The sequence below is a fragment of the Carboxylicivirga litoralis genome, from assembly GCF_025499605.1.
GTDB lineage: Bacteria > Bacteroidota > Bacteroidia > Bacteroidales > Marinilabiliaceae > Carboxylicivirga > Carboxylicivirga litoralis.
In genome coordinates this window covers 101,362-112,906 of the sequence record NZ_JAFMVC010000017.1, presented here as the reverse complement: position 1 = coordinate 112,906, position 11,545 = coordinate 101,362, and the positions used below count along the sequence as shown (strand labels likewise).

Here is an 11,545-nt window from a genome sequence, read left to right as displayed (position 1 = left end):
GCCGATGGTACTGCGTAGAAGTGGGAGAGTAGGTCGCCGCCTTTTTTTAGAGAAATCCGATATTCATTTGAGTATCGGATTTTTTGCGTTTATAGGATTCTGATAAGGTTTCCATTAGTATAGTGGTACTGGAAACAAATTCTGACTTCAGCATAAATTTTTAAAGCCAGTAAAGGAAAAACTTGACATCTGTTACGCATCTAAATTGTCTTCTCAATACAAAGCGTACTTACCTGGCAAGCCAATTTTTTAAACTATAGATTTTAGACCAATGACAAGGGCTGAATTCTAATTAATTCAATATCCTGTTATTTGCTTTCATATAGTAAGTATATGTCTAAATTGACTTATAGTATTTTGCACTAATTCTTTCAAATTGTAAGTACTGTAGGAGGTGACATGTCAGCTACTGGGTTATAAAATTGAATATATGCAAATATCTAACAAGTTTGATTTATTACTATTTAACGTTGTTTTAAGGACATTATATGTTTTAAAACAATCTTTTTTTTAGGGGAAATATGCGGAAACATTTCGATTAGTTTCTACTTTTGTTCTTTCATTTTTTATTAAACAATAAATTATTAGATATGAAGCCTACGCATATTGAGCACATTGGGATCGCCGTTAAAGATTTAAAAGAAGCAATTCCTTTCTTTGAAAAGGTTTATGGATTAGAGTGTTACGCTGTTGAGGAAGTAGCTGATCAGAAAGTGAAGACTGCGTTTTTTAAAGTTGGTGATACTAAAATTGAACTTTTAGAATCAACAGATTCTGAAGGGCCAATTGGTAAGTACATCGAGAAAAAGGGAGAAGGTATTCACCACATGGCTTTTGCCGTAGAGAATTTAGCTGAAAAGTTAACATTCGCGGAAGAGCAAGGAGTAAGATTAATTGACAAAGCGCCTCGTAAAGGTGCAGAAGGTTTAAACATAGGCTTCCTTCATCCAAAATCAACTTTTGGTGTATTGACAGAGCTTTGCGAAGATCCTAACAAATAATTTAATCGTTTGACTAAATCGTACAATTTCATATGTCAACTCAGGATAAAATTAAGAAACTAATTGACCTCCGCTCAGAAGCCAAGTTGGGTGGTGGTGAAAAGCGCATTGAAAAGCAGCATTCGCAAGGTAAAATGACTGCGCGCGAAAGAATTGAAGTATTATTAGATGAAGGTTCTTTTGAAGAACTGGACATGTTTGTAACCCACCGTTGTACCAATTTTGGTATGGAAAAGAACAAGTTTCTTGGTGATGGTGTGGTAACAGGTCATGGTACTATCGATGGTCGTGTAGTGTATGTTTATGCACAGGATTTTACAGTATTCGGAGGATCATTGTCTGAAACAATGGCTCAGAAAATCTGTAAAATTATGGACATGGCCATGAAAGTAGGAGCTCCAGTTATTGGTATCAATGATTCAGGAGGTGCTCGTATTCAGGAAGGTGTAACTTCATTAGCTGGTTATGCTGAGATTTTTGAGCGTAATATTCTTGCTTCTGGTGTTATTCCTCAAATTTCGGCCATTTTTGGTCCATGTGCCGGAGGTGCTGTTTATTCGCCTGCATTAACCGACTTTATTATGATGACAGAAGAATCATCGTATATGTTTGTGACAGGTCCTAAGGTGGTTAAAACTGTTACTGGTGAAGAAATCACAGTTGAAGACCTTGGTGGTGCAGATGTTCATGCTTCTAAGTCAGGTGTGGCTCACTTTAAATGTGAGAATGAAGAAGAAGGCTTGTTGTTAATTCGCAAATTGGTTTCTTATTTACCACAAAACAATATGGAGGAAGCTCCAGTATTGGAATGCAACGACCCAATTGATCGCTTGGATGATGCATTAAATAATATCGTACCGGATAATCCGAACTTACCATACGATATGAACGATGTTATCTTCTCTATTGCCGATGAAGGTGAGTTTTTAGAAGTGCACCGTAACTATGCTAAAAACATCATTACCGGATTCTGTCGTTTAGATGGTCAGTCGGTTGGTGTGGTAGCTAACCAGCCAAACTATCTGGCAGGTGTGTTAGATTGCGATGCATCGCGTAAAGCAGCTCGTTTTGTGCAAATGTGTGATGCTTTTAATATTCCTATCTTAACATTGGTTGATGTTCCAGGATTCTTACCTGGCTCGGGACAGGAGTATGCAGGTATTATAATACATGGTGCGAAATTAATGTTTGCTTATGGTGAGGCAACTGTACCTAAAGTAACTGTTACCATCCGTAAGTCATACGGTGGAGCACACGATGTAATGTCATCTAAACAGTTGAGGGGTGACTTTAACTATGCATGGCCAATGGCGGAAATCGCGGTAATGGGTGCCAAAGGAGCTATTGAAGTATTGGAAGGCAGAGCTATTTCGAAGCTGGAAACTGAAGAGGAGAAAGCAGAATATGCTAAGAAAAAGACCGACGAATACGAAGACTCATTTGCTAATCCATATCAGGCGGCTTCTTATGGTTATATTGACGATGTTATTGAGCCACGAAATACACGTTTTAGAGTGATTAGAGCTTTCCAGAATTTACAAACTAAGAAAGTAACAAATCCTCCTAAGAAACACTCGAATATTCCACTTTAAACCACAGAAATATGAATTTATTAATCGTAGACTCGATGACGTGGACCATTACCGTATTAGGTTGGTTCATTGTATTTGTGGCTTTGGTGTTCTTAATCGGCGTGTTTTTAACGGTCCCCAAAATTTTAACATGGGGCACAAAACGAGCGCTTCGTAAGAAAAACAGAATGGCAAAGAAAGATGTGGCTGTAGAAGATGATGAATTGGTTATCACTGGTGAGACCAATGCGGCTATTGCCATGGCTTTGCATATGTATTTCAACGAACAGCACGATGAAGAAAGTAATGTGATCACCATTAAAGAGGTGAAAAAACGTTACTCTCCATGGAGTTCTAAAGTGTATAGTTTTAACAATGTTAATTTCCCCAGATAACAGGACATGAAAAAGTTTAGTTTTACCATAAGAGGTAATAAATATGATGTTCATCTTCAGGATATTGAGGAAAATATCGCTCAATTAGAAGTGAACGGCACAAAGTATGAAGTAGAAATTCATCAGGAAGTTAAAAAGACAGCCAAAACACCTAAGTTGGTTCGTAAAGAAATACAGCGTAAACCAGGTGAAGGCTTTATTACTAAAAAAGACGGTGGCAAAGCCATTAAGGTGAATGCACCGCTTCCTGGTAACATCTTCAAAGTATTGGTTAACGAAGGTGACACCGTGAAAAAGGGTGACGTTTTGTTGATTATGGAAGCCATGAAAATGGAAAACAACGTATTGGCTGAAAAAGACGGTACAGTTTCTTCTGTTAAAGTATCAGTTGGTGATGCAGTATTACAAAACGATGTATTAATTGAAATGGTGTAATTTCATTGTGAAGTTATGCTATTGAATAAAAATTAATTATGAAAAGATTTATCACTCTTTTTGGTGTTTTATCGCTTCTTTTCAGCCTTCAGTTTATTGGAGGTGGTTTTGAAGCGTTCGCTGCCGGCCCAGATGCTGCTGGCGACACCTTTATGGATCATGCATCAAAAGGGCTGGAAACATTCTGGAATTTTACAGGATTTCATAACGTGCACTTCACACACCTGATTATGATTGGTGTGGGGTTGTTCTTTATTTTTCTGGCCATTAAATATGATTACGAACCACTTTTATTAATTCCAATTGGTACCGGTGTAATTTTGGGTAATATCCCATTTTTAGAGGGGTATAAAATTGGTCTTTACGAAGAGGGTTCTGTATTAAACTACTTATACTTTGGTGTACAACAAGGGGTTTATCCGCCATTAATTTTCTTGGGTATTGGAGCCATGACCGACTTTTCGTCATTGATTTCCAATCCAAAGTTAATGATTCTTGGAGCTGCTGCTCAGGTAGGTATTTTTGCTACATTCTTAGGGGCATCATGGATGGGCTTTACACCTCAGGAAGCAGGTGCAATTGGCATTATCGGTGGAGCAGATGGTCCTACGGCAATTTTCTTGTCGTCGAAGTTAGCGCCAACCTTGATGGGAGCGATTGCTATTGCAGCCTATTCATACATGGCATTGGTGCCGGTGATTCAGCCTCCAATTATGCGCTTAATTATTCCAAAGCATGAGCGTACAATTAAAATGAAACCTCCGCGCGCCGTTTCGAAGACAGAGAAAATCATGTTCCCGATTATTGGCTTATTACTAACGACGTTTATCTCACCATCAGCATTACCACTATTAGGTATGTTGTTCTTCGGAAACTTATTAAAAGAGTCTGGTGTAACTGAACGTTTAGCTGATACAGCGCGTAACTCAATGATTAATATCGTTACTATTTTATTGGGTATCACTGTTGGGGCATCAACTCAGGCCGATTATTTCTTGACAACAGATTCGTTGAAAATCTTTGGCTTAGGTGCTGTTTCGTTTATGGTGGCTACAGCTGGTGGTTTATTATTTGCTCGCTTAATGAATGTTTTCTTAAAAGGCGATAACAAAATTAATCCATTAATCGGAGCGGCTGGAGTATCAGCAGTACCCGATTCAGCGCGTGTTGTTCAGCACGAAGGATTGAAAAGTGACCCGAACAATCACTTGCTAATGCATGCCATGGCACCAAACGTTTCTGGTGTAATTGGCTCGGCAGTAGCAGCGGGTATTCTGTTATCATTCTTGATGTAAAAAATACATTAGAAATATATAAATGGCCGGTAGATTATACTATCGGCCATTTTTTTATTCTATTAATCCATGCGCTTGCATTTAATGATGACTGTATCATTGTGCAACAAATAGAGATTTTGGTTGAACCTAAAGTAGGCATCCACTTGATTCAAAGTTTGTATGTATTTATTTTCCAAGCTTTGATGGGGGCAGGTGCGACGTGAGGCTAAAATATTTTTAAACTTGATTCGATTACTGTTTTCCAGTATCGATATTTCGCCTCTATAGTTATTGCAGCCACCTTTCCCCATAGCAATGCTATCGGCTAGATTAATTTCAATGGTTTGTTCGCAATTTGATTTTAAAGGATTTTCACCCATCACTTCAACAACACCCCAGATGTCGTGCAATACTTGAGTGTTTGGATTATATGGATGCGATTCAATGATTTCTATTAATTCATAAGCTAAAGATGAGGCATCTGCAGGTATATTCTTCTTCTTCCTGGTTTTTACTTTAATTTTATATGATATTCCTGCCTCGTGCTGAAAGCCTTTAATTGGCGAATAGAAGTTTTCCCATTGTTGGTTGATTTCTCTTTTAACCAGAAGACAATTCATCGGGCCAACACCAACACAATCAACTTTGTACGGAGCTACAAATAAAACTGAAGTATCAGATTTCGTAGCTTTAGTGTCTTGCTTATTTCCACTTGAGAAACAAGCCAAAAGAACTAACGATAGGGTAATGTAAATAGAGTACTTCATGGTAATAAGTGATTGATTACCATGTAAATTACGACAATAATAAATTAAATAGCAATAATGTTAATTATTCTTCATAATAGCCGTGACCATACCCGTAACCGTAACCGTATCCGTAACCATAGCCATATTTATGCCTTTTAGCATGAATGTCATTTAAGAGGATACCAACATTTGTAATTTCTTCTTCTCGCATGTTTTTAATAGTTTGCGCAAGAACCGTTTTAATCGTATGTTGTTGACGGACTAAAAATACCAATGTATCCGTATGGCGTGCTAACAAGTAGGGGTCAGAAACAATGCCCATTGGAGGTGTATCTAGAATGATAATGTCAAATTCTGATTTTAGTTTTTTAATCAATATCCCTGTTTTATCAGAACTAATCAGTTCTGAAGGGTTCGGAGGAACGTTACCTGAAGGTATAATTGTCAGGTTTTCTTGTCCCGATTCCATCAATATATCTTCGTATTCTACTTGTCCAATCAGGTAATTTGAAATACCCAGCTGGTTATGACTATCAAAAATTTTATTCATACCTGGTTTACGCATGTCAAAACCAAGTAATGCTGTTTTCTTGCCACTAAGCGCAAAGGCAGCCGACATATTTAAGGCGCAAAATGTTTTTCCTTCGCCAGGCATCGATGATGAAACGCCAATAATAGGCGATTCAATACCTTTATTCATGAATTCTATGCGTGTTCTAACGCGTCTGAAAGTTTCGGTAACAACAGATTTAGGGTGCGAATTAACCACGTTGGATTCATCATTGGGATTGTGTATGATATTTCCTATAACCGGGAGTGAAGTGATGCGTTCAATATCCTCTATATCGATGATTTTGTTATTCAGCAATTGGCGTAACGCCAGAAATACTAAAGGAATAATGATTCCAAGTAATAAAGCTTTTTTCTGGTTACCTGCTTTATCTGGTGATACTTGTCCTGAGAATCGAGCACTTTCCAATACTTGATGATCAGGCGTGTTGGATGCTTTTTGTATCTGAGCCTCTGACTGCTTTCGTAATAAAAATGTATATACTTCATTACTCAATTCAAATTTACGCTCAATGCCCAGTAGTCTGCGCTCAGTTTCGGGCAGACCATATAATTCTTGCTCATTCTTGTGTTTTTCGGCCATTAAACGCTTCCTATTATTTTCAAAAACACTCAGCTGACTGGTTATGGTTTTTAAGAGTGTCTGACGTGCAATTTCAATTTGATTTACTAAATCTTTGTTTGCCAGATTCAGTTGCTCACCATACAAGCCAATTGATAAACGCTGCGAGTTAAGTTCCATAATAGCTTTAATCTGCTCACTAAGGATACTGTTTTCCATTTCATACATGGCAGGGGCGAGTACATGCTCTTCGGTTAAATCAGCAGAGAAATAGTCTTTTAAATACAAGTAGTAACTTTTCTTTATCTCTAACTCAGTAAGTTTCTGATCGATTTCCTGCATACCACTAAATAAGTATTCCGCTTTGGCCGAAACGCTTTGAATTCGGTTATCAGTTCTAAACTGACTTAGTTCAGAGCCTGTTAACTGCAGTGTATCTGCTATCACAACCAGCTGTTGACTAATGAAATCAATGGTATTGGTGGCTATTAAATTCTTTTGTTTGAGGTTATTGGCAATGAAAACTTCAGCCAGCTTATTTAGGAAAACCTGGTTTTTATTGTTGTTTTTACCAGTCATCGAAACTCTAATAATAGAAGATCCTTCGCTTGGTAGTTGAGCTCTAAGTTTACTCTTATATTGGCTAGCTAAGGTGCGGGGATTGTTAAAAATAAAATATTGCTCAATGTTCGAGTGATTATTAGGGTTGCGAGGAACTACCTTAAAATTGGCCCAAGGTGTTTTAACCGTCTCGTTATAATTAACAGTTGTATCAAAGTTGATGGGACCAACTGTTCCTCCACTTGTTTTACTCTGATAAAGATAAGTGCTGCCTCCGTTTTCAGCTTCAACTCTAATCTCGCATTTTTTGTCGTCTAGCGGAACAACATAGATTGGCACATTAATTAATTGAGGATAGGCAGAATCAAATTCTATCACATAATTAGTGCTACGATACATTTCTGTATTTTTCAAGCGACCTTCGGCATAATAGCTCACATGAAAATCAAGTTGATCGATGGTTTGCTGCACAATATCCCAAGAGGTAAGGATGGCAATCTGGTTATCAACGCTTCGTTGTCCAGGGGTTAAACCAAATCCTTGCATAATATCGTTTTTCGGCATCACATCGCCGCGTTCTTCCATTAATAGAGTGATGGTGGCGCTATAAACCGGATGGATATAGCGATGCACCATAAATACACTTAATAAACTGATGGGAATAGTTATGGCAAACAGCCACCAGTAGTGTATTAAATCCTGGATAAAGCGTTTTATGTCTATGTTAAATAACGAATTGTTCGGTTGAGAATTATGTGTTTCGGGCGACATGAATTCAAATTAGTTGATAATGGTTTGTAAGGTCAGGTAAAGAGCTAAAGCGGTAGTGATAATTCCGATTGAGAATGATTCGCCAATGCCTAACTGTTTAGCTTTCATTGGACGTACATAAAGCATGTCGTTAGGGTAGATGTAATAATACTCTGAATTGACAATGTTTTTATCGGTCAAATCAATCTGATAAGTAACAGGCCCATCCGGTAGTTGACGCACCAATTTCATTTTTCGTTGTTTACCAAATGGGGTAACACCGCCCGCCATGGCCACGGCTTCAAAAATGGTGACTTGCTCTTTTTGCATTATAATCACCCCTTGTTTTCTAAACTCTCCAAGAGCTGTAAACGTATTTGATGCCAATTTAAAGGTCAGGCTGTATTCTTTAAGGAAGGGTTTAAGCGCTTCCTGCACGCGTTCTTTACCCATTCTAACATTGCAATTGCTCATATTGATTTTACCTACATACGGGAAATCAATATTCATCGAATCATCTAATTGATAAAAAAAGAAGTTCTGGTTGCGCTGCGTAGTTGCATTACCACTTTGTGACTGGTTAAAGAATTCTGAGATTTTTGGATCTGGTGTTGAAACATTAATAAATAAGTAATCATTCGGTTGAAGGAAGTATTTATCAGTAATGTTATCGAGCGGCTGAAAAGGATTTTGGTAATTTCTATCGTCACTTTTATCCTGTAATAAAACAATTTCTTTTTGTGGGATACAACTTGAGAATAGTGAAACAACAAACAAGAAACCAGCTAATTTTGGTAAAAACTTCATGTGTTTGGTTTGATTACAATTATATGTGTGCATTGCTATTTTGAGTGTTTAGTAGCTATAAAAATAGAAAAAAGATAGAGTTGCTCATATTTTATGCAAAAATAAGTTTTTATTCGTTTTCCAGGCTTTATTCCGACTATGATTAAAATAAATAAACGGTTAAATGCGTTGAAAATTGTCAGTAATTAGTATTGTTGTTTGTAAATGGCAGATTATCAGCGTGGCATGAGAGAAAGTGAGTTCTCCTTTTTTAGATCATGCTTTAGGTTTTATTATTTGCATTCACTTCTGTATAAAAAACTAACAACTATCTGTTATAATTTTTTAATTTTGCACAAAATTTAAAATAGTTACAGGAATGTTTGAGAATCTGAGCGAAAGGCTGGAGAGGTCATTTAAACTACTGAAAGGTGAGAGTAAAATCACCGAACTAAATATTGCCGAGACACTTAAGGATATTCGTCGTGCATTATTAGATGCCGATGTTAACTATAAAACCGCCAAAACCTTTACCGAAACAGTAAAGCAAAAGGCCATGGGCCAAAACGTGCTAAATGCTGTTAAACCAGGTGAGATGATGGTGAAGCTGGTTCATGACGAGCTGGCTGTTTTAATGGGTGGTACGTCAATCGACATCAACCTTAACGGTTCACCAAGTATTATTCTGATTGCAGGTTTGCAAGGTTCTGGTAAAACCACATTTACCGGTAAGCTGGCCAATTTATTAAAAACTAAGCGTAGCAAGAATCCTTTATTGGTGGCTGGCGATGTTTATCGTCCGGCAGCGATTAACCAGTTGCAGGTACTGGGTGAGCAGATAGGTGCCACGGTTTATACCGAAGAGGGGTGTAAAGACCCGGTTAAACTGGCCAAAGATGGTATTGCACAGGCTAAAAAAGGAGCACACGATGTTGTTATCATCGATACCGCCGGTCGTTTAGCGATTGATGAGCAGATGATGGAAGAGATTTCAGCTGTTAAGAAAGCTGTAACTCCGGATGAGATTCTGTTTGTGGTTGACTCGATGACTGGTCAGGATGCGGTGAATACAGCCAAGGAGTTTAACGACCGCTTAGACTTTGATGGTGTAGTACTAACCAAGTTAGACGGTGATACACGTGGTGGTGCTGCATTATCGATTCGTAGTGTTGTTGATAAGCCAATTAAATTTGTTGGTACTGGCGAAAAGATGGAAGCATTGGATGTGTTCCACCCGAATCGTATGGCCGACCGTATTTTGGGTATGGGTGATATCGTTTCACTTGTAGAGCGTGCTCAAGAGCAATACGATGAAGAAGAAGCCCGTAAGCTGCAGAAGAAGATTGCCAAGAACCAGTTTAACTTCGACGATTTCTTGAAGCAGATTCAGCAAATCAAAAAGATGGGTAACCTGAAGGATTTGGCAGCCATGATTCCTGGAATGGGTAAGATGCTGAAGAATATCGATTTTGACGATGATGCCTTTAAAGGGATTGAAGCAATTATTCGTTCGATGACACCGGCAGAGCGTGAGCAACCGGGCATTATTAACGGAAGCCGTAAAAAACGTATCGCAGCAGGTAGTGGAACAACCATTCAGGAAGTGAATCGTTTGATCAAGCAGTTTGACGATACGCGCAAAGTCATGAAGATGATGACGACCGGTAATAAAATGGGCAAAATGATGGGAAAAATGCCAACTGGACGCCGTCGTTAAATAAGAAAGTATTAAAATCCTAGATTAAGGATGTCGAAATTATACCACAAAGACACTAAGAATGCAAAGGGAACTACTTTGTGTACCTGGTGTCTTTGTGGTTTAATATATAAATAAAAACGCGTGGGTCGCAGATGTTTAGATTTAAGTGGTTCTATCTACTTCTGTCTTCCCCCGATAGCTATCGGGGCTTCTGTCTTCCGACTTGGTAATAACCCCTAAATCAATAATCATGCAACTGATTGATGGAAAACTAACATCGAAAGAAGTAAGAAAAGAGATTGCTGCAGAAGTAGAAGCTATCAAAGCAGCTGGAGGTAAAATACCTCATTTGGCAGCTATCCTGGTAGGCCACGATGGTGGTAGTGAATCATATGTATCAGGTAAAATGAAAGCCTGCGAAGAAGTGGGTTTTAAATCGAGCCTCATACGTTACGACGATGATGTAACTGAAGAAGAGTTATTAAATAAGGTGAAGGAGTTAAACAATGACCAGGATGTAGATGGATTTATTGTTCAGTTACCATTGCCAAAGCATATTGATGAAGAGAAAGTTAACGAAACTATCGATCCGCGTAAAGATGTGGATGGTTTTCATCCGGTTAACGTAGGACGAATGACAATTGGTATGCCGGCTTTTATTTCAGCAACGCCACAGGGTATTATGGAGCTGTTAAAGCGATACAAGATTGAAACATCGGGTAAGCATGTGGTTGTGGTTGGTCGTAGCAATATTGTAGGACGCCCAATGAGCGTGCTGTTGTCGCAAAAAGGTAATCCTGGTAATGCGACGGTTACAGTGGCTCACAGTCGCACGGCTAACCTTAAAGAATTGTGCTTGAGTGCTGATATTATTGTAGCGGCTATCGGTTCGCCAGGTTTTGTTAAAGGCGATATGGTGAAAGAAGGAGCTGTGGTGATTGATGTGGGTACAACTCGTGTTCCGGCAATGGATACTAAATCAGGATGGCGCTTGAAAGGGGATGTGTTATTTGATGAAGTAGCGCCTAAATGCTCTTATATTACACCAGTTCCGGGTGGTGTAGGTCCAATGACCATTACTTCGTTGATTATTAATACGCTGAAGTCTGCTAAGAAAGAGATTTATAGTTAAGAAGCGTTAAAGGATATGACAAGGGCTGATGGTTATACTGTCAGCCTTTTTTATTTT

10 protein-coding genes are annotated in these 11,545 nt (G+C 38.4%); 7 read left to right on the top strand and 3 right to left on the bottom strand.

Translation table 11 applies throughout. From position 1 onward, the window contains the following. Positions 1–590 precede the first annotated feature (590 nt). The 5 genes from mce to J1N10_RS15165 are packed head-to-tail and all read left to right on the top strand — an operon-like array spanning position 591 to position 4,697. Positions 591–1,001 (top strand): methylmalonyl-CoA epimerase, encoded by a 411-nt coding sequence (gene mce, locus J1N10_RS15185; RefSeq protein ID WP_262327579.1) that lies wholly within the window; start codon positions 591–593, stop codon positions 999–1,001. A 32-nt stretch (positions 1,002–1,033) separates the two neighbouring features. Beyond that, positions 1,034–2,593, top strand: coding sequence for an acyl-CoA carboxylase subunit beta (locus J1N10_RS15180; protein WP_262327578.1), 1,560 nt, complete (start codon positions 1,034–1,036; stop codon positions 2,591–2,593). Positions 2,594–2,604: 11 nt separating this feature from the next. Continuing rightward, positions 2,605–2,967: an OadG family protein gene (locus J1N10_RS15175; protein WP_262327577.1), complete on the top strand. Its 363-nt coding sequence runs from the start codon at positions 2,605–2,607 to the stop codon at positions 2,965–2,967. 6 nt (positions 2,968–2,973) lie between these two features. Next, positions 2,974–3,402, top strand: a complete 429-nt coding sequence (locus tag J1N10_RS15170) for a biotin/lipoyl-containing protein (RefSeq protein ID WP_262327576.1) — start codon at positions 2,974–2,976, stop codon at positions 3,400–3,402. Between the two features lie 38 nt (positions 3,403–3,440). Next, positions 3,441–4,697, top strand: coding sequence for a sodium ion-translocating decarboxylase subunit beta (locus J1N10_RS15165; RefSeq protein WP_262327575.1), 1,257 nt, complete (start codon positions 3,441–3,443; stop codon positions 4,695–4,697). 62 nt (positions 4,698–4,759) lie between these two features. Here the strand turns inward: J1N10_RS15165 and J1N10_RS15160 are convergent, their stop codons facing one another. The 3 genes from J1N10_RS15160 to J1N10_RS15150 form a co-directional block, all read right to left on the bottom strand. Further along, positions 4,760–5,446 carry a DUF4377 domain-containing protein gene (locus J1N10_RS15160; RefSeq protein WP_262327574.1) on the bottom strand — a complete coding sequence of 229 codons (687 nt, stop codon included), beginning with the start codon at positions 5,444–5,446 and terminating at the stop codon, positions 4,760–4,762. A 64-nt stretch (positions 5,447–5,510) separates the two neighbouring features. Continuing rightward, on the bottom strand, positions 5,511–7,892 hold the full coding sequence (locus J1N10_RS15155) for a polysaccharide biosynthesis tyrosine autokinase (RefSeq protein ID WP_262327573.1): 2,382 nt from the start codon (positions 7,890–7,892) through the stop codon (positions 5,511–5,513). A gap of 9 nt (positions 7,893–7,901) precedes the next feature. After that, positions 7,902–8,678, bottom strand: coding sequence for a polysaccharide biosynthesis/export family protein (locus tag J1N10_RS15150; protein WP_262327572.1), 777 nt, complete (start codon positions 8,676–8,678; stop codon positions 7,902–7,904). A gap of 358 nt (positions 8,679–9,036) precedes the next feature. On the opposite strand from J1N10_RS15150, the gene ffh reads away from it, so the two are divergent. Beyond that, the gene (gene ffh / locus J1N10_RS15145) at positions 9,037–10,374 is read left to right on the top strand and encodes a signal recognition particle protein (protein ID WP_262327571.1); all 1,338 of its coding nucleotides are present in this window, start codon (positions 9,037–9,039) and stop codon (positions 10,372–10,374) included. Positions 10,375–10,606: 232 nt separating this feature from the next. Then, entirely contained in the window at positions 10,607–11,488 is an 882-nt protein-coding gene (folD, locus tag J1N10_RS15140; protein WP_262327570.1) for a bifunctional methylenetetrahydrofolate dehydrogenase/methenyltetrahydrofolate cyclohydrolase FolD, read from the top strand. Positions 11,489–11,545 lie beyond the last annotated feature (57 nt).